Consider the following 23,835-nt stretch of genomic DNA (forward strand, 5'->3'; position numbering starts at 1 on the left):
CCGCTCACCGTCCCGCCGTCCGGGCGGCCGCCAGCCGCACCGCGTCCATGATCTTCTCGTACCCGGTGCACCGGCACAGGTTGCCCGACAGCGCCTCGCGGATGTCGGCGTCGGACGGCCGCGGGTCCCGGGCCAGCAGCGCGTCGGTCTGCACCAGCAGCCCCGGGGTGCAGAAGCCGCACTGGACGGCGCCGGCGTCCAGGAACGCCTGCTGGACGGGGCCGAGGGCGCCGTCCTCCCCGCCCAGGCCCTCGACGGTGCGCACCTCGCGGTCCTGCGCCTGGCCGGCCGCCACCAGGCAGGCGCAGACCGGCACGCCGTCCAGGTAGACCGTGCAGGAGCCGCACTCGCCCTGCTCGCAGGCGTTCTTCGAACCGGGCAGGCCGACGCGTTCGCGCAGAACGTACAGAAGGCTCTCGCCCTCCCACACGTCGTCGGCCTCGACCGGTCTGCCGTTGGCGGTGAAGGTGATCCTCATGCCGCGCTCCTGATCTGCCGGCGGTGATCGTTCCAGGCCCAGGTGAGGGTGCGCCGCGCGATCACGGCGAGCGCGTGCCGCCGGTAGGCGGCGCTGCCGCGGACGTCGTCGATCGGTGCGGCGGCGGCCGCGACCAGCTCGCCGAAGCGCCGGACCAGCCCGGCGTCCAGCGCCCCGCCGCCCTCCCACAGGCCGCGCCCGGCGAACTCCCCGCGCAGGTACTCCTCGGCCTCGACGGCGCGGCGCGGGGTGGGGGCGGCCGAGCCGATCCCGGTGCCGACGGTGCCGGTGCGCGGGTGCAGCGCGAGGCCGAACGCGCAGACCGCGATCACCATCGCGTTGCGGGGCCCGACCTTGGCGAACTGCTGCGGCCCGTCGGCGACCGGGATCCGCACCGCGCGGATCAGCTCGTCGTCCGCCAGGGCGTTGCGCTTCACCCCGGTGAAGAACGCGTCGATCGGGATCAGCCGGGTGCCGCGCACCGAGGCCGCCTCGACGGCGGCCTCCCGGCCGGCCGCCAGCAGCGCCGGGTGCGCGTCACCGGCCGGCGAGGCCGCGCCCAGGTTGCCGCCGACGCTGCCCCGGTTGCGGATCTGCGGGGAGCCGACGGTGCGGGCGGCCAGCGCCAGGCCGGGCAGCGGACCGGACAGTTCGGCGATGATCCGGCTGTACGGGACGGCGGCGCCGAGCCGGACCATCGCGCCGTCGTCCGACCAGGTGGTGAGCTCGGCGACGCGGGTCAGGTCGAGGAGCGCGGGCGGGCGGCGCAGGTCGAGGTTCAGCTCGACCATGACGTCCGTGCCGCCGCAGACCGGCAGCGCGTCCGGGTGCGCGGCCTTCGCGGCGAGCGCCTCGTCCCAGCTCGCGGGGCGGAGGAACTCCACGGGTGCCTCCTCGCGTGGTCGCCGTCCGGTCACGGGGTGTGTCCGGCGCCGTCCGGCCAGTGAACCCCCGCGACCGGGCGCCGGGCAGTCACCGATGGCATGAAACCCCGGCGGCCGGGACGCCCGGCATCCTGTACGTTCCTCCAAGGGGCCGGTGCGGCGGGACAGCGCCGCGGTCCGGCCCGCGCGCGGCCCCACCTACGACCGTAGCCCGGCCGCGCCTCCCGGGCACCCGTGGGTCGTGACGCCGAGCACGCGTGTTCGGGCAGACTGTGACCGCGGACCGAGCGCTCGGACCACTCCCACCCACCCCCAGCCCCGAAGGAGCCCGCGGATGCGTGTCCGTGACCTGCTCGCCCCCGGCGCCCCGCGCCTGCGCCTGCTCGCGGCCGAGGAGGAGCTGGACCGGCAGGTCAGCGGGGTGATGACGACCGACCTGCACGACCCGGGCCGGTACCTGCACGGCGGCGAACTGGTCCTCACCGGCATGCTCTGGCGCTCCGGCCCGGCCGACTCCGAGCGGTTCGTGCGCACCCTCGCGGCCGGCGGCGCCGTCGCCCTCGCGGCCGGCGAGGCCGAGGTCGGGCCGGTCCCCGAGGACCTCGTCGAGGCCTGCCGCCGGCACCGGATGCCGCTGCTCGCGGTGCCCGACGACATCGCCTTCGGCACCGTCACCGAGTTCGTCGGCCGACAGGTCTCCGCGGACCGGGCCTCGGACCTCGCCGCCCTCGTCGACCGGCACCGGATGCTGGTCTCGGCGGCCGGCGGCGGGGGGCTGGACGCCGTCCTCGACCTGCTGGGCGGCGACCTCGACCTCGACTGCTGGGTGCTCGCCCCGACCGGCGCGGTGATCGCCGGCCCCGCCGACCGGCTGACCGCCGACGACCGCGACCAGCTGGTCCGCACCCACCTCACCGCCCAGCGCCAGCGCCGCCGCCCCCCGCACCGGCTCCGGCTGGCGTCCGGCACCTACTCGCTGCTGCCCGCGCCCGCCGCGCCCCCGGCCCCGGCCCCGCCGGTCCCGGTCCCGCTCGCCGACTGGATGCTCGTGGTCGCCGGCGACGTCACCGAGTGGAGCGCCAAGCGCCAGCAGCTCGCCGAGAACCTCGCCCGGCTGGTCGCCGCCGAGCGCCACCGCCGCGACGAGGGCCGCCGGCTGCGCCGCGGCCTCGCCGACGACCTGCTCGCCCTGCTGCGGCGCGACGCCGACCCGGCGGAGATCGGCCGCACCCTGGAGGCGTCCGCGGCGACGGCCGCCCGCCATCAGGGGCCCGGCCCGGCGGGCCCGCCGGGGCAGGGCGCCTGGCTGGTGGCCAGCGCCGAGGGCACCGGTCTGCCCGAGGGCGTGGTGCGGGCCGTCCTGGAGGAGGCCCTCGACGGCGGCGCCGACCGCGCGCTCGTCGCCGGGGCCGGGACCGGCGCGGTGGTGGTGATGCCCGCGCCGGCCGGCCCGGTGCCCGCCGAGGCGCTGCGCGAACTGCTCGCCCCGCTGGAGGCCGGGCTCGGGCCGGACGGCCGGATCACCGTCGGCGTCTCCGCCCCCGCCCGGGAGGCGGCCGGCCTGCGCGGTGCGCTGGAGGAGGCCCGCCACGCCCGCCGGATCGCGGACGCCAGGGCCGGCCGGGTCGGCGTGGCCGGGCCGGAGGAGCTGGCCTCGCACGTGCTGCTGCTCGCGGCCGTCCCCGACGAGGTCCGCCGGGCCTTCCGCGGCCGGCTGCTGGACACCGTGATCGCCTACGACCAGGAGCACCAGGCGGAGCTGCTGCGCACCCTGGAGGCGTTCCTGCGCTCGGACGGCTCGTGGACCAGGTGCGCCGCGCAGCTGCACGTCCACGTCAACACCCTGCGCTACCGGATCGGCCGCATCGAGGAGTTGACCGGCCGTGACCTGTCCCGCCTGGAGGACCGGGTGGACTTCTACCTGGCGCTCGAACTGGGCTGAGCGCGCCGCGACGGCCGAGGCCCCCGGAGCGGCACGCTCCGGGGGCCTCGGCGCGCGCGGGTCACTGGGCCGGGATGATCCCGGTCAGCCACTCGAAGACGCCCGGCACCATGTCCTTCCACACGTCGCTGGAGTGCGGACCGGTGGTCTCGACGACCTGGACGGTGGTGGGCGCCTTGGCGGCGGCGGCGATCGCCTGGCCGTCCTCGTAGCCGTCGCCCTTGTTGCCGGAGACGTACAGCGCGACCTTCGGCGGCTGGGCGGCGCCCTTGACGAGGGTGACCGGGTTGTTGGCCTCCCGCAGCTTCGGGTCCTTGCCGACCAGCGAGTCCTTCTCGGTCGCCGGGTCGTTGTAGCCCGAGAGGCTGACGCCGGCCCGGTAGCGGTTCGGGTGGGCGAGCGAGAGCTTGGCGGCGCAGTGCGCGCCCGCCGAGTAGCCGGCGATCGCCCAGCGGTCGGAGGACGGGTCGGCCCGGAAGTTGTCCAGGATCATCTGCGGCACGTCCCGGGTGAGCCAGGTGTCCGCGTTGACCTTGCCCGGCACGTCGGTGCAGCCCGCGTCGGTGTGGTTGCCCAGCAGCAGGGTGCGCGGCGAGACCAGGATGAACGGCGCCACCTTGCCCTGCTGCATCAGCGGCTTGAGCTGCTCGGAGACCTTCAGGGTGCCGTACCAGGTGGAGGAGGAGCCCGGGTAGCCGGGGATCAGCTCGACCACCGGGAACTTCCGGTCCTTGAACGCCGGGTCGTTGTACTGCGGCGGCAGCCAGACCAGCACCTCGCCGTCGACGCCGGACAGCTGGCCCTTCAGGTCGGTCTTCTGGACGTCGCCCGGCACCTTCGGGTCGTCCACGCCGCGGAAGGACTGCTGGACCTTGGCGGCCGGCGGGTGGGCCGCGTCACCGGCCGGCGCACCGCCGCCGCCCCCGGCACCGGCCGCCGGGGCCGCGCCCTGGCCGCCGGCCGTGGCCGGCTCCTGCGGCGGGACGGAGGGCACCGCCCGCACGTGGTTGCCGGTGCCGAGCAGGTCGTCCCAGTTGCCGTAGATGAGGTTGGCGTTGTTGACCATGACGAAGACCATGACCACCGCGGTGACCTGGCAGAACACGAGCATGGCGAGCCTGGACAGGACGCGCACCGGCTTGGGGCCCTTGACCCGTCCCCAGAACCACATCGCCACCGCGATGGAGACCGGCACGAGAATGACCGTGCAGATGAAGAATGGCGTACCTGTCAGTTGCATGAAGTTCTCGTATCCGGGTTCGAAGCCGTCCGGGCCCCACTCGCCCGGAGCGCCACCTCAATGGCATCAGACGGCCTGGAACGGGGATCGGTTGCCGTCCGAATCTGTGCGGAACCTGAGAGGAACATCACGTTCGCGCGACGCTCCCCTTTCCGGGCCCGGACCAGTCTGCCACCCCGGCGGACCTCGTCCGGACGTCGCACCCAGCGGACTCCCAGGAATCCCCCCGCGGGGCACGATACCGTCCGGACGGATCGCCCCACCGGGCGAGGCGGTGCGAAAGCGCGTGCGCCGGGAAGCGAGACTATGGGGATGAGCACAACCCGCATGAGTCCCGTCCGCCGGCTGAGGCCCCTCGCCGCCGCGCTGGCCGTCCTGGCCCTCACGGTCGCCGTCGCCGGCTGCAGCAGCACCGGAGGCAGACGCGCCGAGGAGGCCCGCGCCAAGGCCGCGGCCGCCGCCGGAGGCGCCGTCACCACCCCGCGCTGGAAGGTCGCCATGGTGACCCACGCGGGCGCCGGCGACGCCTTCTGGGACACCGTGCGCAAGGGCGCCGAGCAGGCCGCGGCCAAGGACAACATCACCTTCCTGTACTCCAACGACGCGCAGACCCAGAACCAGGTCCAGCTCGTCCAGGCCGCCGTCGACCAGAAGGTCGACGGCCTGCTGGTCACCCTCGCCAAGGGCGACGCGATGGCCGACGTGCTCGGCAAGGCCAAGGCCGCCGGCATCCCCGTGATCACCATCAACTCCGGCCAGGAGTTCTCCGCGAAGTTCGGCGCGCTCACCCACATCGGCCAGGACGAGGCCACCGCCGGCCAGGCCGCCGGCACCGAGCTGGCCAAACGCGGGCGCAAGAACGTCCTGTGCGTGATCCACGAGCAGGGCAACGTCGGCCAGGAGCAGCGCTGCTCCGGCGCCCAGGGCACCTCCGGCGGCGCCTTCCAGGTGCTGTACGTCGACGGCGTCAACATGCCCGACGCCCGGGCGGCGATCTCCGCCAAGCTCCAGGCCGACCAGGCGATCGACACCGTGCTCACCCTCTCCGGCCCGATGGCGGCCACCGGACTGCAGGCGGTCCAGGACGCCCGCCGCCCGGTCGAGCTCGACACCTTCGACCTGGGCACCCAGGTGGTGGCCGGCCTCAAGGCGGGCACCGTCGGCTTCGCCGTCGACCAGCAGCCCTACCTCCAGGGCTACGAGGGCGTCGACCTGCTCTGGCTCTACCGCTTCAACCTCAACATGCTCGGCGGCGGCAAGCCGGTGGCCACCGGCCCGCAGATCCTCACCAGGGAGAACGCGGACGCCCTGGCCGAGTACGTCGCGAGGGGGACCAGGTGAGCACCTCCGACGTCCTGGCCGGCGGACGCCGGGAGCGCCCGGCCGCGCTGCGCCGGCTGGCCGGCCGGCCCGAGCTGGGCGCGCTGCTGGCGGCCGCCGCGGTCTTCCTGGTCTTCGCCGCCGTGGCCGAGCCCTTCCTGCGGGTCTCCTCGCTGGGCACCGTGCTGTACGCCGCCTCCACCATCGGGATCATGGCCGTCCCGGTCGCCCTGCTGATGATCGGCGGCGAGTTCGACCTGTCGGCCGGTGTCCTGGTCACCACCGCCGCGCTGACCTCGTCGATGGTCTCCTACCAGCTCACCGCCGTCACCTGGGTGGGCGTGCTGGTCTCGCTGGCCGTCACGCTGGCGGTCGGCCTGTTCAACGGCTGGATGCTGGCGCGCACCAAGCTGCCGAGCTTCATCGTCACCCTCGGCACCTTCCTGATGCTGACCGGCGCCAACCTCGGCGTCACCAAGGCGGTCTCCGGCACCGTCTCCACCAAGCCGATCTCCGACATGGAGGGCTTCGCCTCCTGCCGCTGGCTGTTCGCCTCCGAGGTCACCGTCGGCGGGCTGACGATCAAGGCCACCGTCTGGTGGTGGCTGGGCCTGCTGGTGGCCGGCAGCTGGGTGCTGCTGCGCACCCGGTTCGGCAACTGGATCTTCGCGGTCGGCGGGGACGCGGCCGCGGCCCGCGCGGTGGGCGTCCCGGTCGCCCGGACGAAGACCGTGCTCTACCTGTTCGTCGGCTTCGGCGCCTGGGTGCTCGGCCAGCACCTGCTGTTCTCCTTCGACACCGTGCAGTCCGGCGAGGGCGTCGGCAACGAGCTGATCTACATCGTCGCGGCCGTCATCGGCGGCTGCCTGATCACCGGCGGCTACGGCTCGGTGGTGGGCTCCGCGCTGGGCGCGCTGATCTTCGGGATGGCCAGCAAGGGCATCATCTACGCCCAGTGGAACCCCGACTGGTTCAAGTTCTTCCTCGGTGCGATGCTGCTGCTGGCCGCCCTGCTGAACTCCTTCGTCAAGCGCCGCGCCGAACGGGGGCCCCGATGACCGAGCTCCTCTCCCTGCGGGGTGTCGGCAAGACCTACGGCACCGTGCGCGCCCTGGAGGACGTCTCGCTGACCCTGCGCTCCGGCGAGATCAGCTGCGTGCTCGGTGACAACGGCGCCGGGAAGTCCACCCTGATCAAGATCATCGCCGGGCTGCACCGGCACGACGAGGGCACCTTCACGGTGGCCGGCGAGGAGGTCCGCCTGGACTCCCCGCGCCAGGCCCTGGACCGCGGCATCGCCACCGTCTACCAGGACCTCGCCGTGGTGCCGCTGATGCCCGTCTGGCGCAACTTCTTCCTCGGCTCCGAGCAGGGGCACAAGCGCTGGGGCGGGCTGCGGATCGACGCCGACGCCATGCGCGCCACCACCCGCCGGGCGCTCGCCGACATGGGCATCGACCTGCCCGACGTCGACCGCCCGATCGGCACCCTCTCCGGCGGGCAGCGCCAGTGCGTGGCCATCGCCCGCGCCGTGCACTTCGGTGCCAAGGTGCTCGTCCTGGACGAACCGACCGCCGCGCTCGGCGTCAAGCAGTCCGGGGTGGTGCTCAAGTACGTCACCGCCGCCCGCGACGCCGGACTCGGCGTCGTGCTGATCACCCACAACCCGCACCACGCGTACCTGGTCGGGGACCACTTCACCCTGCTCAAGCGGGGCCGGATGGCCGGCAGCCACCCCCGGGCGGAGATCGGCCTCGAACAGCTCACCACCGAGATGGCCGGCGGCTCCGACCTCGCCGAGCTCTCCCACGAGCTGTCCCGGGCCGGCACCCCCGCAGACCCGGCCGCCGGTCCGGCCGCCGGTCCGGCCGCCGGTCCGACCCCCGGTCCGACCACCGATCCCGGCACCAAGGAGCGTCCGCAGCCGTGACCAGCCCCCACGGAGGCAGCCGTCCGCCGGTCCTGCCCACCCTGCTCGGCCTCGGGCCGCGCGCCGAGCGCCGCCGCCGGGCGCTGCCCGCCGGCGTGCTCCGGCTGCCGACGATCGGCATCGACATCGGCGGCACCAAGGTCGTCGCCGGCGTGGTCGACGGCGAGGGCAAGGTGCTGGAGAAGCTGCGCACCGACACGCCCCACAAGTCCAAGAGCCCCAAGGTCGTCGAGGACGTCATCGTCGACCTGGTGCTGGAGCTCGCCGACCGGCACGACGTCCACGCGGTCGGCGTCGGCGCGGCCGGCTGGGTCGACGCCGAGCGCTCCACCGTGCTCTTCGCCCCGCACCTCAACTGGCGCGGCGAGCCGCTGCGGGAGGCGCTCAGCGCCCGGCTGCGGTTCCCCGTGGTCGTCGAGAACGACGCCAACGCCGCCGCCTGGGCCGAGTGGCGCTTCGGCGCCGGCCGGGGCGAGGAGCACATGGTGATGCTCACCCTGGGCACCGGCATCGGCGGCGCCGTCGTCCGCGACGGCTTCGTGGACCGGGGGAAGTACGGGCTGGCCGGCGAGTTCGGGCACATGCAGGTGGTGCCCGGCGGCCACCGCTGCCCGTGCGGCAACCGCGGCTGCTGGGAGCAGTACTCCTCCGGCAACGCGCTGGTGCGCGACGCCCGCGAGCTGGTCGCCGAGGAGTCCCCGGTGGTCCAGCCGCTGCTGGCCCGGGCCGGCGGCACCGTCGAGGGCATCACCGGGCCGCTGGTCACCGAGGCCGCCCGGGCCGGCGACCCGACCGCCACCGAGCTGCTCTACGAGGTCGGCACCTGGCTCGGCGTGGGCATCGCCAACCTGGCCGCCGCCCTCGACCCGGGCCGTTTCGTCATCGGCGGCGGCGTCTCCGAGGCCGGCGACCTGCTGCTCGGCCCGGCCCGCGACACCTTCCGCCGCACCCTCACCGGCCGCGGATTCCGCCCGGAGGCGACCATCGTGCACGCGGCCCTCGGCAACGAGGCCGGGCTGGTCGGCGCCGCCGACCTCGCCCGCCAGGTCGCCCGCCGCTTCCGCACCATCAAGCGCCGCCGGGTCGAGCGCGCCGTGCCGTAGCGGCGGGGCGTCGTCCGAACGGTTGCCCGCCGTCAACTACCCGTTGGTAGCGACGCGGCACTGTTGTCGGGGTCATGGCTCCTGTGAAACAACGGAGTTGACGTCGACTCAGAGGAGTATCGGATGAGAGCACTGGCCCGCGTCGCCCCGTCGCTCCTGCTCGCCACCGCCCTGGTGTGGTCCGCCACCGGACCCGCCGGGGCGGCGCCGCCGCCGGCCAAGGTGCCCGAGGCGGTGGGCTGGGGCGGGGCGGTGGCCAGCGTGGACGCCGACGCCACGGCGGCCGGCATCGAGGTCCTGCGCAAGGGCGGCAACGCCGTGGACGCGGCGGTCGCGGTCGCCGCGGCGCTCGGGGTCACCGAACCGTACTCGGCCGGGATCGGCGGCGGCGGGTACTTCGTCTACTACGACCACGCCACCGGCCGGGTGCACACCATCGACGGCCGGGAGACCGCCTCCCGCAAGGCCGACACCTCGCTCTTCCTGGAGAACGGCGCACCGCTGCCGTTCGCCGACGCCGTCACCAGCGGCCTGTCGGTGGGTGTCCCCGGCTCCCCGGCCACCTGGGAGACCGCCGTCGGGCTCTGGGGCCGGCGCAGCTTCGCCGAGGTGCTCAAGCCCGCCCAGCGGATCGCCGAGCAGGGCTTCACCGTCGACCAGACCTTCCAGGACCAGACCGCGCTCAACCAGGCCCGGTTCAAGGACTTCCCGGACACCGCCCGGCTCTTCCTGCCCGGCGGCGCGCTCCCGGCCGTCGGCTCCACCTTCCGCAACCCCGACCTCGCCGCCACCTACCGCCAGCTCGGCAAGGAGGGCACGGCGGCGCTCTACCGGGGCGCGATCGGCGAGGACATCGTCCGCACCGTCCAGCATCCGCCGGTCGACCCCGCCTCCGGCCGCAACGCCCGCCCCGGGCAGGTGGACGCCGCCGACCTGGCCGCCTACCGGGTCCGCCGCCAGCAGCCCACCCACGTCGCCTACCGGGACTACGACCTCTACTCGATCGCCCCCTCCAGCTCCGGCGGCACCACCGTCGGCGAGGCGCTCGGCATCCTGGAGGACGGCGAGGTCGCCGACTACGACGCCACGCAGTACTACCACCACTTCCTGGAGGCCTCGCGGCTCTCCTTCGCCGACCGCAACCGCTGGGTCGGCGACCCGGCGTTCAACGACGTGCCGACGAAGGAACTGCTCTCCGCCCGGTACGCGGCCTCCCGCGCCTGCCTGATCCGGCCCGACCGCGCGCTCACCAGCCCGGTCGCCCCCGGTGACCCGCGCCACCCGGCCGGCTGCCCGGACGCCGCCCCGGCGCCCGCCGCCGAGCCCTACGAGGGCCTGAGCACCAGCCACCTCACGGTCGCCGACCGCTGGGGCAACGTCGTCTCCTACACCCTCACCCTGGAGCAGACCGGCGGCAGCGGCATCACCGTCCCCGGCCGCGGCTTCCTGCTCAACAACGAGCTGACCGACTTCAACTTCACCCCGCTCTTCCCCGGGGTGCCCGACCCCAACCTGCCCGGCCCCGGCAAGCGGCCGCGCTCCTCGCTCTCGCCGACCATCGTGCTGCGCGACGGCGAGCCCCTGCTGGCCGCCGGCTCGCCCGGCGGCGCCACCATCATCACCACCACCCTCCAGGTGCTGCTCGGCCGCCTCGACCGGGGCCTGAGCCTGGAGCAGGCGATCACCGCGCCGCGTGCCAGCCAGCGCAACACCGCCGCCACCCAGGCCGAGCCGGCCTTCCTGGCGCTGCCCGAGCGGACCGGGCTGGAGGCGCTCGGCCACGTGTTCGCCGCCACGCCGGAGATCGGCGCCGCGACCGGGGTCGAACGGCTGCCGGACGGCCGCTGGGTCGCCGCGGCCGAACCGGTGCGCCGCGGCGGCGGCTCGGCGGCGGTGGTGCGGCCCGCGCCGTGAGGCGGGAGCCGCGGGGCCGGTGCCGCGGGGCCGGTGTCCTGAGGCCCGGGCCATGAGGCCGGGCCGGACTGTCGGTGCCGTTCGGTAGATTCGGGGTGGGCGTCCACCGGGGCCACTGCGGCCGCCGGGGCGCCCACCCCGCACCCGTACCTGAACCGCCACCGGGAAGGCCGCCCGCCGTGACCGTCCGCATCGCCACCTGGAACATCAACTCCGTCACCGCGCGGCTGCCCAAGCTCCTCGAATGGCTGGAGAGCGCCAAGCCCGACGTGCTCTGCCTCCAGGAGCTCAAGTGCGCCGCCGACGCCTTCCCCTACGAGCCGGTGCGCGAGCTCGGCTACGAGACCGCCGCGCACGGCACCGGCCGGTGGAACGGCGTGGCGATCGTCTCCCGGATTGGTCTCGACGACGTCGTCCGCGACCTGCCCGAGCAGCCGGGCTACCTCGCCGACGACGCCCTGCTGCCCGACGTCGAGCCGCGCGCCATCGCCGCCACCTGCGGCCCGGTCCGGGTCTGGTCGGTCTACGTGCCCAACGGCCGCGAGGTCGACCACGCCCACTACCGCTACAAGCTGGAGTGGCTGGAGGCGCTGCGCCGCGCCTCGCTGGAGGACGCGGCCGGCGAGCGCCCGTTCGCCGTCCTCGGCGACTTCAACATCGCGCCGAGCGACGAGGACGTCTTCGACGTGGCGGCCTTCGAGGGCCTCACCCACGTCACCCCCGCCGAGCGGGCCGCCCTCGCCGCCCTCGACGCGGCCGGGCTGCACGACGTGGTGCCGCGCCCGCTGAAGTACGACCGCCCCTACACCTACTGGGACTACCGCCAGCTGGCCTTCCCGAAGAACCGGGGCATGCGGATCGACCTCACCTACGCCAACAAGCCCTTCGTGGACGCCGTCACCGACAGCTATGTCGATCGTGAGGCGCGCAAGGGCAAGGGCACCTCGGACCACGCGCCGGTCGTCGTCGACCTGGACCTCTGAGCGCCGGCCCGCCGGCGGCGGGCGGTGACGCAGGGTGGCGGCGGCTCGCCCGAACGGGCCAGAGCGGTGGCCGGGCGGGCGGCGGGTGCCTACCGTCGGTGGGTGACCGGGTGTGGTTGTTCGATCACGTGGACGTAGGAGTCCCCGGCCGCGCCCGAGAGAATCCCGGAGGTTCCGGTATGCGCCCCACGCGTACGGCCGCCGCCGCCCTGATCGGCGCGACGCTGCTGACCGGCCTGACGGCCCCCCTCGCGCTGGCCAAGGACGGCGCCGCCTCGGTCAGCCCGTCCCAGGCCGCACCGGGCCAGACCGTGACGGTCACGGTCGCCTGTGAGAAGTCCGACAAGCCCACCGCCAAGACGATCACCGCCAACTCGCCGGCCTTCGAGGGCGGCCCCGCCACCCTGACGCTCGGCTCGGACGGCAAGCACACCGGCTCCGCCCGGCTGGCCGGCAAGTACGGGGGCGACAACAAGGTCGACGGGACCTGCCCGGACGGTGCCGCCTTCGCCACCAGCGTCACGGTGACCACGGTCTCGGTGTCCACGGGCGTGGGCGCGGGGGCCGGTGCAGGCGCCGGTGCGGGGGCCGGTGCCGCGGGTTCCGCGCCCTCCGGCATCGGCGGGTGGAGCGAGGCGGCCGGGGAGTGGGCGGGCTCCCTCGGGCAGTCCGGTGCCGGCAGCCAGCAGGTCGCCCCGCACGGCGCGGTGAGGACCGGTCTCGGCGGCTCGATCGCGGCGAACCCCGCGGAGCTGGCGGGTGGCGCGCTGCTGGTCGTGGGCGGCGTCGGCGGTTTCTGGCTGCTGCGGCGGCGCGCGGGCACCGGGTCCGCCTGAGCCGGGGGAGGGTGCCGCCGGACGGTTCGTCGTCCGGCGGCACCTCCGTGCGGTCGGCGGGCCGGGCGGGTGGCCGGCCGGGTGCGCCGGGGGCCGGGTGCTCCGGAGGTCAGGCCGTGCTGTCGGCCGGGACCGCCGAGGCGTCGTGCGGCTTCCTCCCGTCCTGCGCCTCCGTGACCTCCTCGGCCCCGGCGGCCCGCAGGGCACCGGTCGCCAGCAGGTACTGGGCCAGGATGTACGTCGCCATGATCCAGAAATCGTGGCCCGGCAGCTCCCGCCAGTGCGCCAGCTTGGTGGCGATCAGCGTGTCCGAGAGCAGGAACAGCGCCCCGCCCAGCCCGGTCCGCACCCCCAGCCCGGCCGAGGTCACCGCCGTCGAGGCGAGCAGCAGGCTGTACCCGGCCACCGGGATCCGCAGGTCCCCGAGATCCGGCCAGAGCAGGCCCACCATCGAGGCCCAGGCCGCCGCGTACGCGGCCGCGACCAGCAGCGTGCGGCGCCGCTCCGTCAGCGCGCCCTGGCCGACGAACATCGTCACGTAGCAGACGTGCGCCGCCGCGAACGAGCCCATTCCGGCCAGGAACGCGGGGTCCGAGCCGAGCTGGAGCAGCACGTCCCCGCCCGCGCTGGCCAGCAGGGCCGGCGCCAGCAGCTTCGGCGCCCGCCGCCCGGCCGCGGTGGCGCTGACGACGCTGTGCGCGGCCAGCAGCGGCATCAACGCCGGCTTGGTGGCGTGCCGCAGCGCCGGAACGTCGGTCAGCAGCGCCCCCAGATGGGCCGCCGAGGTGGCGGCGAAGCCGGCGAGCAGGCCGGAGGCCGAGCGCAGCCGGCCGCCGAGAACGGCGCGGGTGGTCGTACGGATGCTCATGGGGCGGTGTCCTCCGGGTGGGTGGGGGAGAGGGTGGTGGGGCGGACGGCCCGTGCGGGCACGATAGGGGACCGGGGCGGTGGCACGGAAGAGATTGTTACCGGTGCGTAGGCCCCGGCGGGCGCCCGGGGTGACGTGCCGCCGGGCCGGCGCCCGCTCACCGTCCGGCCGCCCGCCCGGATGTCCGGCCGCCGGTCCGGCCGGATGTCGCCGCGCCCCGGGCGGCTGCCAGCGGGGGCCGCGTCCAGCGTCTAGTCTGGTCCCCGACATGGAGCAGCAGGAGTACGCGACCGGCGCCGCGCGGACAGCCGGTGGCACGTCGGACGGACGCACGGGCGGGGCGGGGCGCAGCACCACCGGCGCCGTCCTCGCCGTACGCGAACCCGCTCGCGGCCCCGGGCCCGCCACCGCGGCCGGAGCTGACGCCCCGCAGGAACCCTCGCCCGGCCTCCCGTCCCAACCCTCGTCCGGATCCCGGTCCGGATCCCGGTCCGAGTCCTGCTCCGAGTCCTGCTCCGAACCGCCGTCCGGCCTCTCGCCCGACCCGGGGCTGCTCCGGCTCGCGCGCTGGTTCGCCGAGGCCGGCCCCGGCGCCGCCGACGACCTCTGCGCGGCCTCCTTCGGCCTCTACCCGGCCCGTCACTTCGGCGCCCCCGCCGCGCCGTCCGGCCCCGAGGTCAGCTGGTGGCACGGCCCCACCGCGCACACCCCCGCGCCGCTGCGCACCCGCGAACCGCGCACCGCCCCGGGCCTGCGCCGCGCCCGCCGTGACGCCGCCGCCCTGCCCGTCGTCCTCTCGGGCGCCAAGCCCGGCACGCCCGGCCGGCACCGCAGGCCCGAACACTCCCGCTCCGCCGCCGCCGTCGTACCGCAGGACCGTTCCGGCGCCACGACCGCCGCCGAACGCCGGATCGCCGCCCGGCTGCTCCTCGCCCACCCGCTGGTCACCGCCTCCGGGCCGCACGCCGACGGCTTCCCGCTGATCCGCCGTCACCGCGACTGGCTCACCGAACGCTTCGACACCCTGCTCGGCTACCCGCTGGTCGTCGGCCCCTGGCACGCCCGGCTGCACAAGGCCGGCCCCGGGCCCGGCGCCGTCCGCCGCCTCGAACACCCCGCCACCGGCGCCCCGTTCACTCCCGGCGGCTACGCCAGGCTCGCCCTCGCCCTGTCGCTGCTCGTCGACGCGCCCGAACAGCTCCCGCTCGGCGCGCTGCTGACCGCGATGAACGCCGCCGAGCCCGCACCCGCCGACCCCGCCGACCTCGCCATGGCGTTCGCCGTGCTCGCCGACTGGCAGGTGCTCACCGACGTCCCCGCCGACCTCGCGGACGCCTCCGCCGTCCTGACGGTCGACCGGGAGCTCGCCCGCGCCGTCCCGGCCGGCCCGCCCGCGCTCGCCGACGGCGCCGCCGACCTCGTCCGCCGCGCCGCCGAGGCCGAACCCGGCACCGCCGTCCGCCGCCGCCTCGCCGAGAGCCCGGCCGTCCTGGCCGCCGACCTGCCCGAGGACCAGCGCGCCTGGCTGCGCGACCACCGGCACTCCGGCCCCGCCGCGCTCGCCGACTTCCTCGGCCTGGAGGCCGAGCACCGGGCCGAGGGCGTCGCGCTCCTCGACCCGGCGGAGGAGCTCACCGACCTCGCCCTGTCCGGCGGCGGAACGGCCGCCCAGGCGGCGCTGCTGCTGGTCGAGCGCCTGGTCGAGGAGGTCCGCCCGCTGCCCGGCGAGACCACCGGCGCCGACGTGCCCGTCCCGGACGCGCTGATAGACGGCGTGCTGGGGGACATCGCCGACGAGTACGGCCTCCCGGCCGGCTGGCGCCGCGACTACCTCGCCGACCGCACCGCCCTGCGCCGCGACGCCCTCGACCTGCTCCACCGCATGGGCCTGATCGCCACCCGCCCCTCCGGCTGGCTCCTGCGCGCCCCCGCCGCCCGCTACGCCCCGGCCCCCGACCTCCTCCCCACCCCCGGCACCGGCCGCCACTCCCGACCCGCCCCCCGCGCCGGCCAACCCGCCTGACCCGGCCCCGCCCGAAGCCGGCCGCGGGCCCCGCCCCGGCCGCTGCCGGCGGTGCCTGCCGCGTCGGCTCCCACCCGCGCGGCCCCACGGGCCGGCCAACCGCTCGTCCGGGGGGCACCTCGGCGATCGAGGCGACCGTCGAGCAGGCCGGCGCCGACGCGAGCGCGCTGGGCACGCTGCGCCGGAACGACGGCGGCCCCGGGCGCTTCCTGACCTCCCTCGCGGAGGCCTACACCCGCGGCGCCGAGGTCGACTGGCAGCGGGTCCCGGCCTGGGGCCGGGTGCGGCCGGCCGTGCTCCCCGACCTGTCCGGCCGGGAGCTCGACGCCTGGCGCTACCGCGTCGACTGGCAGCCCGCCGCCGAGCCCGCCGACGCGCGGCCGGCCGGCGCGCTGGGGGGCCTGCCTTTAAGCCCTTGCGGGTGGCGGGCGGTGCCTGGCCGCGCTGCCGTCGTCTTGGCCGGGCTGCTTGGCATTGGGCTGGTCTGGAGACCGTTGCGGGGCTTGTCCGGTCGCCTCTCGCTGCCCCGTGGGCCGGCCCAACCGCTCGTCCGGGGGCCCGCTGCGAGCCTCGCCTCTGGCCCTGGCTGGTGGTGGGGTGCCTGGCCGGCCGGGCTGCTTGATGTTGGGCTGGTCTGGAGTCCGTTGCGGGGCTTGCCCTTGATGGTGCCTGCTGCGTCGGGCTCCGCCCTCGCTACCTCCTGGGCCGGCCGACCCGCTCGCCCCGGGGCTCGCTGCGGGCCCTGCCTCGGGCCCTGGTGGTGGGCGGTGCTTGGCGCGCCGCCGTCGTATCGGCCCCACCCCCGCTCGCCCCTGGGCTGGCCTACCTACCTGCCGGTCCCGGGCGGGCCGGGAGCCGCTGCCGGCCCCGCCCCTGGCCTCTGCTGGAGGTGGGTCGTGCCTGTTTCGCCGCCCTCGTTCCGGCCGGACTGCTTGGCGCGAGTGGGCGAGGAGTCCGCTGTGGGGCTTGCCCATGGTTCTGGTTGGTGGTGGAGGGCGCTTGCTCCGCCGCCGTCGCCTTGGCTCCGTCTCCGCTGCCCTCGGGGCGGGCCCGCAGCCCGTTGGGGCCTTGTTCCTGGCTTCGGCGGGTGGTGCCGGGTGGGTCGCCGTCGTTCTGGCTCCGCCCCGCTGCCCCTGGGCCGGCCAACCCGCGCACACTCCGCTGTGGGGCTTGCCCCTGGCCCGATGGCCGCCGGTGGTCCCAGCCGCGCCGCCCGCAGGCGGGGGCCGGAGGGTGGGCGCCCTCCTCGGCGTCCCGGCGCCGTGGTCCCGGCCTCGACGGCGTGCGCCTGCCGCACGCTCGCGGTTTCGGCCAGGCCCTCGGCGTCACTGCCGGGTGCCCCCCGCGGCTACCTCCGCACGGTGGCCGCGGTGGTGGCCATGGTGCCGTGCTGGACGGTTTCGACGGTGGCGCCGACGCCCAGGGTGCCCAGGGCGATGGAGGCGAGGACGGCGGCGCTGGCCAGGAGGCGGCGGTGGCGCTGGGGCAGGGGGAAGCGCGGATCCTGGAGGGTCGCCGGAGGGTTGGCGTTCATGGCACGGAGGTTTCCAGGCCGGTGTGAACGGTCGCTACGTGCGGGTGAAGTCCGGATGGGGGATCGGCGTCGGCTTGGGCGATATGTGCAACGCCGCAGGTCACGCCCTCCGGGGAGGGCCGTCGGGCGGTCCCCGGAGGGCGGGGGTTTCACCCGTTCGGAGGACGCCGGTTGCCCCGGCGGACATCGGCCAGGGCCTCGCCGACGGCGACCCGGACGGCGTCCCGCAGGCCGTGCGCGGGGTGGAAGCGGGAGGGCCCGGCGGACGGGTCGGCGCGCAGTTCCTTCACCAGGGCGACGCACAGCATCAGCATCACCGCGACGAACGGCAGCGCGACCAGGATGGTGGCGTTCTGCAGCGCGGTGAGCCCGCCCGCCAGCAGCAGTGCGGCGGCGACGCCGCCCATCAGCACGCCCCAGACCACCACCAGCCAGGTGCGCGGGTGCAGCGAACCGCGGCTGGAGAGCGAGCCGAGCACCAGCGAGGCGGAGTCGGCGCTGGTGATGAAGAAGGTCATCACCAGCAGCACCGCGACCACGCTGGTCACCGTGCCGCCCGGGAGGGCGCGCAGCATCTCGAAGAGCGAGGCCTCGGCGCCCTGCGGGATGGTGGCGACGAGGTCGGCGGCGCCGGTGGTGTCCAGCCGGATCGCGGTGCCGCCCATCACGCAGAACCAGATGACGGTGGCCCCGCTGGGCACCAGCAGCACGCCGATGAGGAACTGCCGCACGGTGCGGCCGCGCGAGATCCGGGCGATGAAGGTGCCGACGAACGGCGCCCAGGAGAGCCACCACGCCCAGTAGAAGATGGTCCAGGTGCCGAGCCAGTCCTCGTCGGTGAAGGCGCCGGTCTGGGTGGACATGACGGTCAGGTTGGAGAGGTAGCCGCCGACGGTCGAGGGGATGGCGTCCAGCACGAAGACGGTCGGGCCGACGAGGAAGACGAAGACCATGATCAGCGAGGCCAGCACCACGTTGGCGGTGGAGAGCCACTTGACGCCCCGGTGCACGCCGGAGAAGGCGGAGAGCACGAAGGCGGCGGTCAGCGCGCCGATGATGACCAGCTGGGTACGCTCGCTGTTGTTGACGTCGGAGACGTAGCCGAGGCCGTCGGCCACCTGGAGGGCGCCGAGGCCGAGGCTGGTGGCGGAGCCGAAGACGGTCGCGAACACGGCGAGCAGGTCGATCGCCCGGCCCTTCCAGCCGTTGGCGCCGTGTTCGCCGATCAGCGGGACGAACGCGGCGGAGATCCGGTTGCCGCGGCCCTTGCGGAAGGTGGTGTAGGCGAGCGCGAGGCCGCCGACGGCGTAGATCGCCCAGGGGTGCAGGGTCCAGTGGAAGAGCGAGAACTCCAGTGCCTGCCGGGCGGCGGCCGCGGACTCGGGTTCGAGGCCGGAGCCGGGCTGCGGGGCGGCGAACAGCTGGAGCGGTTCGCCGACGCCGTAGAACATCAGGCCGATGCCCATGCCGGCGCTGAACATCATGGCGACCCAGGCGGTGGTGGAGAACTCCGGTTCGTCGTCGTCGCGTCCGAGCCGGATCCGGCCGAACCGGCTGAAGGCGAGCACGACGGTGAGGACGAGGAAGACGTCGGCGGCGGCGACGAAGAGCCAGCCGAAGTTGTGCAGCACCCAGCCGAGGGCGGTGCTGGAGGTCCGGCCGAGGGAGTCCTCGGCGAAGACGCCCCAGGCCACGACCCCGAGCACCGCGACCGCGCCGACTCCGAACACGACCCGGTCGAGGGGGAGGGTGGCGGCGGGTTCGTCCGGCGGCTCGGGCGGCTGACTGGTCATGGGGTACCTCTCGCGGCGTCCTGGCGGTCCGACGGCGGGCGTCGACGACATGATCGGAATCGTGATACATGTCGTACTATGTCCAGTTCTTGCCGGGAGAGAGGGCAGGGCGCGCCGGGAAGGCGCGACCTGGGCGGGCGTCAGGCGGCCGCGTACGGGCGGGACGAGGGCACGGCGGCGTCCAGGTAGCCGGCCAGGGCGCGCCGGCTGCGGGTCAGCTCGTCGATGCGGGCGTCGAGCTCGGCCAGTTCGCCGCGGAGGGTGCCGAGCAGGTCGGGGCAGGCCTCCAGGGCGGGGACCGGGCCGGTTGCGCAGGGGAGGATCTGGGCGATCACCCGGGTGGAGAGGCCCGCCGCGAGCAGGCTGCGGATCTGGCGGACGCGGACGGTGTCGCCCTGGTCGTACTCGCGGTAGCCGCCGGCCGAGCGGGTGGGTTCGAGCAGGCCCTGTTCCTCGTAGTACCGCAGCAGGCGGGTGGACACCCCGGTCAGACGGGCGAGTTCTCCGATGCGCATGCCCGGACGAACGTCCCCGCCCGGCGGGGTGTTCCCGTCCCGCGGGGCCGGACCGGCCCCGGACGGCCGCCGAACCCGCGCTAGGCGGCGGCCGTCCGGGAGACGGCCGGCCGGGAGGCGTCGGCGCCCGTCAGGAAGCCCACCATCAGGTCCCGCAGCTCGGGCAGCCGCTCCACCATCGGCAGGTGGCCGGCCGACAGCTCGGCCAGCCGCGCGCCGGGGATGCCCTGCGCCAGGGCGCGGTGCTGCTCCGGCGTGACCAGGCCGTCCTCGGTGGTGGAGACGACCAGGGTGGGCACGGTGATCCGCGCCAGTTCGGCACGCACGTCCGCGCGGGCGGCGAGCTCGAACTGCCAGCGGAAGCCCGCCGGGACCGGCGTGGCGGCCAGGGCGGCCCGCAGCCCGGCGAACTGCTCGGGGGGCAGGGCGTCCACCCAGGTGCGGCCGAAGGCGGTGGCCAGGCTGTGGTCGGCCCACAGCGCGGGGTGCCCGGTGAGGGCGACGGCCTGGCCGGCGAGCAGCCGGAGGCGCTGCGAGCCGCCGGCCACCCCGGCGAGCAGCAGCAGCGAGCGGACCCGGCCGGGGTGGCGGGTGGCGATGCGGACGGCGACGGCGGCGCCGAGCGAGTAGCCGGCGAGGTCGAAGCCGGGCCGCCCGGCCTCGTCGGCGGCGGCCACCAGGCGGTCGGCCAGTTCGTCGAGCGAGTGCGGCGTGCCGGGTTCGTCGGGGCTGTCCCCGGAGCCCGGGTAGTCGGGGGCGATGACGGTGCGGTGGGCGGCGAGGTCGTCGAGCAGCGGGCCCCAGTTGTCGTGGGCGCTGCCGCCCGCACCGTGGGCGAGCAGCAGCCCGGGGCCGCTGCCGCGGACGGTGCGGGCGAGCGGCGCGGCGGCGGCGGGGGCGGGCGTGAGGACGGGCGTGGTGGTCATGACGGCGCTCCTGCGGGGTGGTCGGGGACCGGCGGTCGGCCGGCCCGCTCCGCACGGTAGGAGTTGACACCGGTGTGAGGGTCAAGTCCCGGTTCGCCTGACGCGGGGTTCGCGGTGGCCCTAGGATCCGACCCGTGACCGGGGGAGCGCGCGCCGCGATACCCGCCGGGCGGCCCGCGGCCGTCGCCGGCGCCGGTGGTGCGCCCGTCCTCTCCCGTCGCGGCCGGTGTTGTCGCTGTCTGCGCCACCACGGCCACCACGGCCGCCGCTGCTGCCGCTGAGCTCTTCGCCGCCGCCGTCCGTCCGCGGCGTGACCGCACGGATGACCCAGGACCCACCACCCTGACTCGAACGGGAGTGTGCCGATGTCCGCCGACATCCCCTCGGAAACCGTCCACGAGCGGCCGGGCGGCCGCCGCCGGGGCCTCGAACGCCGTGAGCTGCTGCGTCTGCTCGCCGCCGCCGGTGCTGCCGCCCCGGCCGTCGGCGCCCTGACCGGCACGCAGCGCGCGTCCGCCGCCCCCGCCGCACCCGTCCCCGCCGCACCAGCCCCCGCCGCGCCCGCCACCCCGGCAGCCCCGGTCCTCCCCGCCGCCGGGCCGGTGCCCGGGATCGTCAAACCGCTGCCCGCCGAGTGGTTCGTGCCGCGCGGGACCAACGCCGAGATGCGCTTCGACGCGCTGCGCGCCGGCCCGGACGGCACACCGGTGGGGCGGCACGTCCCGGTGGAGCGGTTCTTCGTCCGCAACCACACCAGCACCCCGCTGATCGACGCGGGCACCTGGCGGCTCCGGCTCTTCGGCACCGGCCTGCGCGGTGCCCCGACCGCCGAGCGCCCGGTCGAGTTCTCGCTCGCGGACCTGCGCGCCCTGCCCGCCCACACCACCACCGCGCTGATCGAGTGCGCGGGCAACGGCCGCAGCTTCTTCACCGGTCAGCAGCACCAGAGCGTGCCCGGCACACCGTGGACGCTCGGCGGGATCGGCTCGGCCCGCTGGCGCGGGGTGCGGCTGGCGGAGGTGCTGCGCCGGGCGGGCCTGACGCCGCAGGCGGTGGACGTGATGCCGGCGGGCCTCGATCCGGAGCCGGTCGTCGGCGGTGTGAGTCTGGGCCGGGTCCGCCGCCCGCTGCCGGTCGCCAAGGCGCTGGACGACGTGCTGCTCGCCTACGAGATGAACGGCGAGCCGCTGACGCCCGATCACGGCGCACCGGTGCGGGTGGTGGTGCCGGGGTGGGTCGGGATCGCCTCGATCAAGTGGGTCGGCACCGTCGAGGTCGCGGACCGGCCGCTGTCCTCGCCGTGGAACACCGACTCCTACCGCCTGTTCGGCCCCGACTACCCGCCCGGCGGCAGTGCGCCGCTCACCACCCAGGTGGTGAAGAGCGCCTTCGAGCTGGCCCGGGACGCCGTCCTGCCGGCCGGCCGCGCGCACCGGCTGCACGGCCGCTCGTGGTCGGGCGCGGCGCCGGTCCGCCGGGTCGAGGTGTCGGTCGACGGCGGTCGGCGGTGGCGCCCCGCCGAGCTGCGCGACGAGCCGCGGTACGGCGACTGGACGCGCTGGAGCTTCGACTGGCGCCCGGAGCGGCCCGGCCCGTACGAGCTGCGGGCGCGGGCGACCGACCGCCGGGGCAGGACCCAGCCCGAGGTGGCGGTGTTCAACCGCGAGGGCTACCTCTTCGACGCGGTGGTGGTCCACCCCGTGACCGCGGTCTGAGCGCGGGGCGGTCGCGCCCGCCCCGCCGTCAGGCGTTGGACGGGACCTCGTACGGGGCCGGGTAGGCGGTCTCGTACGGGGTCAGCACCAGCCGCACCACGTCCTCCAGCCGCCGGCGGGCGTCGCCGAGCGTGGTGCGCCCGGTCACCCAGGCGGTCAGTTCGCCCTGCCAGGCGTGGCCGACGATGTGCCGCACGAGGTCGCTCGCGGCGGCCGGCACTTCGTCGGCCATCACCGCCTGGAGCGCGGTGCTGTCGGCCCGGGCCATGCCCTGCAGCGCCTCGCTGGCGAAGGGGTCCGTGGAGGCGGCGACGGCGACCCGCAGTCTGGCCAGCTCGGGCTGGCGCTGGTAGGCCCGCATGCCGCCGCGCACGAACCGCGCCACCCGGTCGGTGGCGCCCAGGCCGGCGCGCGGTCCGCGCAGCTCCGCCACCAGGTCGGCCAGCAGCAGCCGGTGCCACTCGGCGATCGCCGCCGCCAGCAGGTGGTCCTTGGAGGAGAAGTAGCGGTACGCCGTCCCCAGGGCGACTCCGGAGCGCTCGCAGACCTGCTTCATCTGCAGCCGCTCGACGCCGATCTCGTTCACCAGGGCGAGCGCGGACGCGATCAGGCTTTCGCGGCGTTCGAGCTGACGCGGAGACATCGCCTCCACCGGTCGTGGTGACAGGTCAACCTTGGTCACCCGCACCATGATACGGGGCGGGGCCGCTCAGGAATATGACGCCGTCCGGCCTCCCGCCGTTCGCCCCCCGGCCACCGGGTGGTGACGGGGGCGGCGGCGGTCGGGCGGACGGGGCCGGACGGGTGCGCACGAGGTGGCCGGGGCACGCCTCAGCGCGGGCTGGCCAGCCGTTCGCGGATCAGCGCCTCCTGGACGGCGGAGGCCACCAGCCGGCCCGAGCGGTCGTAGAACTCGCCCAGCGCCAGGCCGCGGCCGTCCGAGGAGGACGGGCTGCGCTGCGCGAACAGCAGCCACTCGTCGGCCCGGAAGGGCCGGTGGAACCACATCGCGTGGTCCAGCGAGGCCATCAGCAGCCGGGGCGCCTCGGTGCGCTGGAAGAAGTTCGGCTGGACGTGCAGCCCGGCCGTCGAGGCGAGCGTGAGGTCCGACAGGTAGGTGAGCGCGCAGACGTGCAGCAGCGGGTCGTCGGGAGGCAGCGGCGAGCCGGTGCGCAGCCAGACGAACTGCTGGGGCATGCCCGGGACGGCCGGCGGCACCTCCGGCGCGTCCGCGGGGACGAAGCGCAGCTCCAGGTCGCCGAAGCCGCTGTCGGCCAGCGCGGCGCGGGCCGCGTCGTCCCAGAGCGAGAGGGCGTCCGGCAGTTCCTCGGGGCCGGGCAGCCGCGGCACCTCCCGGTGCCGGTCGGCGGCGGGCTCGGGGCGCTTGAAGGAGGCGGAGAGGCTGAAGACGTCCTCGCCCCGCTGGACGGCGGTCACCCGCCGGGTGGCGTAGGAGGTGCCCTGGCGGACCCGGTCGACCCGGTACTCGATGGGGCGGCCCGGGTCGCCCGGCGTCAGGAAGTAGCCGTGCAGCGAGTGCACCGAGCGGTCCGCGCCGACCGTCCGCCCGGCCGCCAGCAGGGCCTGCGCGGCGACGTGCCCGCCGAACGCGCGCATCGGCGCACCGGCGTGGCAGTGGCCGCGGAACGTGTTCTCGTCGAGGTGCTCGATCCGCAGCAGCTCGGCGAACGGGCCGACCGTGCCGGTGGCCCGCCTGTCCTGTTCGGTCAGCTCTGTCACAGGCCCATACTGGCAGACCCGGGCCGGGCTCCGGTGTGACCTGGGTAACCCGGAGGGCGAACACGCTTGCTAGAACGTGTTCCAGAATTCG

20 protein-coding genes are annotated in these 23,835 nt (G+C 75.7%); 10 read left to right on the forward strand and 10 right to left on the reverse strand.

From position 1 onward, the window contains the following. Window positions 1–4 precede the first annotated feature (4 nt). Both ACF1AK_RS13310 and ACF1AK_RS13315 read right to left on the reverse strand, forming a co-directional pair. Window positions 5–478: a (2Fe-2S)-binding protein gene (locus ACF1AK_RS13310; protein WP_391498903.1), complete on the reverse strand. Its 474-nt coding sequence runs from the start codon at window positions 476–478 to the stop codon at window positions 5–7. Further along, window positions 475–1,362: an FAD binding domain-containing protein gene (locus ACF1AK_RS13315; RefSeq protein ID WP_391498904.1), complete on the reverse strand. Its 888-nt coding sequence runs from the start codon at window positions 1,360–1,362 to the stop codon at window positions 475–477. The genes ACF1AK_RS13310 and ACF1AK_RS13315 overlap by 4 nt, the downstream gene beginning before the upstream one ends. 334 nt (window positions 1,363–1,696) lie before the next feature. Between ACF1AK_RS13315 and ACF1AK_RS13320 the strand changes: the two genes are divergently transcribed. Further along, window positions 1,697–3,304: a PucR family transcriptional regulator gene (locus ACF1AK_RS13320; protein ID WP_391498905.1), complete on the forward strand. Its 1,608-nt coding sequence runs from the start codon at window positions 1,697–1,699 to the stop codon at window positions 3,302–3,304. A 61-nt stretch (window positions 3,305–3,365) separates the two neighbouring features. On the opposite strand, the gene ACF1AK_RS13325 is transcribed toward ACF1AK_RS13320, so the two are convergent. After that, window positions 3,366–4,499, reverse strand: a complete 1,134-nt coding sequence (locus ACF1AK_RS13325; protein ID WP_391498906.1) for an alpha/beta hydrolase — start codon at window positions 4,497–4,499, stop codon at window positions 3,366–3,368. 357 nt (window positions 4,500–4,856) lie between these two features. Here ACF1AK_RS13325 and ACF1AK_RS13330 point away from each other — a divergent pair, with 357 nt between their 5' ends. The 7 genes from ACF1AK_RS13330 to ACF1AK_RS13360 all read left to right on the forward strand — a co-directional run bounded on the left by ACF1AK_RS13330 (window position 4,857) and on the right by ACF1AK_RS13360 (window position 12,630). After that, window positions 4,857–5,885, forward strand: a complete 1,029-nt coding sequence (locus tag ACF1AK_RS13330) for a substrate-binding domain-containing protein (RefSeq protein ID WP_391498907.1) — start codon at window positions 4,857–4,859, stop codon at window positions 5,883–5,885. After that, window positions 5,882–6,922 carry an ABC transporter permease gene (locus ACF1AK_RS13335; protein ID WP_391498908.1) on the forward strand — a complete coding sequence of 347 codons (1,041 nt, stop codon included), beginning with the start codon at window positions 5,882–5,884 and terminating at the stop codon, window positions 6,920–6,922. The genes ACF1AK_RS13330 and ACF1AK_RS13335 overlap by 4 nt, the downstream gene beginning before the upstream one ends. Further along, window positions 6,919–7,794 carry an ATP-binding cassette domain-containing protein gene (locus ACF1AK_RS13340; protein ID WP_391498909.1) on the forward strand — a complete coding sequence of 292 codons (876 nt, stop codon included), beginning with the start codon at window positions 6,919–6,921 and terminating at the stop codon, window positions 7,792–7,794. The genes ACF1AK_RS13335 and ACF1AK_RS13340 overlap by 4 nt, the downstream gene beginning before the upstream one ends. Then, on the forward strand, window positions 7,791–8,897 hold the full coding sequence (locus tag ACF1AK_RS13345) for an ROK family glucokinase (RefSeq protein WP_391498910.1): 1,107 nt from the start codon (window positions 7,791–7,793) through the stop codon (window positions 8,895–8,897). Before ACF1AK_RS13340 ends, ACF1AK_RS13345 begins: the two co-directional genes overlap by 4 nt. Before the next feature lie 123 nt (window positions 8,898–9,020). Then, window positions 9,021–10,811 (forward strand): gamma-glutamyltransferase, encoded by a 1,791-nt coding sequence (gene ggt, locus ACF1AK_RS13350; protein WP_391498911.1) that lies wholly within the window; start codon window positions 9,021–9,023, stop codon window positions 10,809–10,811. A 179-nt stretch (window positions 10,812–10,990) separates the two neighbouring features. Next, complete coding sequence (locus tag ACF1AK_RS13355; protein ID WP_391498912.1) at window positions 10,991–11,794, forward strand: exodeoxyribonuclease III; 804 nt, start codon at window positions 10,991–10,993, stop codon at window positions 11,792–11,794. A 179-nt stretch (window positions 11,795–11,973) separates the two neighbouring features. After that, on the forward strand, window positions 11,974–12,630 hold the full coding sequence (locus ACF1AK_RS13360; protein ID WP_391498913.1) for a hypothetical protein: 657 nt from the start codon (window positions 11,974–11,976) through the stop codon (window positions 12,628–12,630). 109 nt (window positions 12,631–12,739) lie between these two features. Here ACF1AK_RS13360 and ACF1AK_RS13365 read toward each other — a convergent pair whose 3' ends face one another. Further along, window positions 12,740–13,498, reverse strand: coding sequence for a lysoplasmalogenase (locus ACF1AK_RS13365; protein WP_391498914.1), 759 nt, complete (start codon window positions 13,496–13,498; stop codon window positions 12,740–12,742). A gap of 268 nt (window positions 13,499–13,766) precedes the next feature. Between ACF1AK_RS13365 and ACF1AK_RS13370 the strand changes: the two genes are divergently transcribed. Continuing rightward, window positions 13,767–15,521, forward strand: a complete 1,755-nt coding sequence (locus tag ACF1AK_RS13370) for a DUF2398 family protein (protein ID WP_391498915.1) — start codon at window positions 13,767–13,769, stop codon at window positions 15,519–15,521. Between the two features lie 1,348 nt (window positions 15,522–16,869). Here the strand turns inward: ACF1AK_RS13370 and ACF1AK_RS13375 are convergent. The 4 genes from ACF1AK_RS13375 to ACF1AK_RS13390 form a co-directional block, all read right to left on the reverse strand. Further along, entirely contained in the window at window positions 16,870–17,055 is a 186-nt protein-coding gene (locus ACF1AK_RS13375) for a hypothetical protein (protein ID WP_391498916.1), read from the reverse strand. Window positions 17,056–17,204: 149 nt separating this feature from the next. Further along, a complete protein-coding gene (locus tag ACF1AK_RS13380; RefSeq protein ID WP_391498917.1) occupies window positions 17,205–18,848 on the reverse strand; it encodes a BCCT family transporter in 1,644 nt (547 codons plus the stop codon). Between the two features lie 140 nt (window positions 18,849–18,988). Continuing rightward, window positions 18,989–19,363 carry a MerR family transcriptional regulator gene (locus ACF1AK_RS13385; protein WP_391498918.1) on the reverse strand — a complete coding sequence of 125 codons (375 nt, stop codon included), beginning with the start codon at window positions 19,361–19,363 and terminating at the stop codon, window positions 18,989–18,991. 80 nt (window positions 19,364–19,443) lie between these two features. Then, a complete protein-coding gene (locus ACF1AK_RS13390) occupies window positions 19,444–20,289 on the reverse strand; it encodes an alpha/beta fold hydrolase (protein WP_391498919.1) in 846 nt (281 codons plus the stop codon). Between the two features lie 365 nt (window positions 20,290–20,654). Here ACF1AK_RS13390 and ACF1AK_RS13395 point away from each other — a divergent pair, with 365 nt between their 5' ends. Next, on the forward strand, window positions 20,655–22,004 hold the full coding sequence (locus tag ACF1AK_RS13395; RefSeq protein WP_391498920.1) for a sulfite oxidase: 1,350 nt from the start codon (window positions 20,655–20,657) through the stop codon (window positions 22,002–22,004). Between the two features lie 28 nt (window positions 22,005–22,032). On the opposite strand, the gene ACF1AK_RS13400 is transcribed toward ACF1AK_RS13395, so the two are convergent. Continuing rightward, window positions 22,033–22,686, reverse strand: a complete 654-nt coding sequence (locus tag ACF1AK_RS13400; RefSeq protein ID WP_391498921.1) for a TetR/AcrR family transcriptional regulator — start codon at window positions 22,684–22,686, stop codon at window positions 22,033–22,035. A 149-nt stretch (window positions 22,687–22,835) separates the two neighbouring features. After that, entirely contained in the window at window positions 22,836–23,744 is a 909-nt protein-coding gene (locus ACF1AK_RS13405; RefSeq protein WP_391498922.1) for an acyl-CoA thioesterase, read from the reverse strand. Window positions 23,745–23,835: the final 91 nt, after the last annotated feature.

The organism is Kitasatospora sp. NPDC015120 (assembly GCF_043080305.1).
In the GTDB taxonomy this organism is placed as follows: domain Bacteria; phylum Actinomycetota; class Actinomycetes; order Streptomycetales; family Streptomycetaceae; genus Kitasatospora.

Bases quoted from the DNA above. Each gene is read 5' to 3' on its own strand.
- ACF1AK_RS13310 (WP_391498903.1), bottom strand. From the start codon at position 478: ATGAGGATCACCTTCACCGCCAACGGCAGACCGGTCGAGGCCGACGAC.
- ACF1AK_RS13320 (WP_391498905.1), top strand. From the start codon at position 1,697: ATGCGTGTCCGTGACCTGCTCGCCCCCGGCGCCCCGCGCCTGCGCCTG.
- ACF1AK_RS13330 (WP_391498907.1), top strand. From the start codon at position 4,857: ATGAGCACAACCCGCATGAGTCCCGTCCGCCGGCTGAGGCCCCTCGCC.
- ACF1AK_RS13340 (WP_391498909.1), top strand. From the start codon at position 6,919: ATGACCGAGCTCCTCTCCCTGCGGGGTGTCGGCAAGACCTACGGCACC.
- ggt (WP_391498911.1), top strand. From the start codon at position 9,021: ATGAGAGCACTGGCCCGCGTCGCCCCGTCGCTCCTGCTCGCCACCGCC.
- ACF1AK_RS13360 (WP_391498913.1), top strand. From the start codon at position 11,974: ATGCGCCCCACGCGTACGGCCGCCGCCGCCCTGATCGGCGCGACGCTG.
- ACF1AK_RS13365 (WP_391498914.1), bottom strand. From the start codon at position 13,498: ATGAGCATCCGTACGACCACCCGCGCCGTTCTCGGCGGCCGGCTGCGC.
- ACF1AK_RS13370 (WP_391498915.1), top strand. From the start codon at position 13,767: ATGGAGCAGCAGGAGTACGCGACCGGCGCCGCGCGGACAGCCGGTGGC.
- ACF1AK_RS13375 (WP_391498916.1), bottom strand. From the start codon at position 17,055: ATGAACGCCAACCCTCCGGCGACCCTCCAGGATCCGCGCTTCCCCCTG.
- ACF1AK_RS13380 (WP_391498917.1), bottom strand. From the start codon at position 18,848: ATGACCAGTCAGCCGCCCGAGCCGCCGGACGAACCCGCCGCCACCCTC.
- ACF1AK_RS13385 (WP_391498918.1), bottom strand. From the start codon at position 19,363: ATGCGCATCGGAGAACTCGCCCGTCTGACCGGGGTGTCCACCCGCCTG.
- ACF1AK_RS13390 (WP_391498919.1), bottom strand. From the start codon at position 20,289: ATGACCACCACGCCCGTCCTCACGCCCGCCCCCGCCGCCGCCGCGCCG.
- ACF1AK_RS13395 (WP_391498920.1), top strand. From the start codon at position 20,655: ATGTCCGCCGACATCCCCTCGGAAACCGTCCACGAGCGGCCGGGCGGC.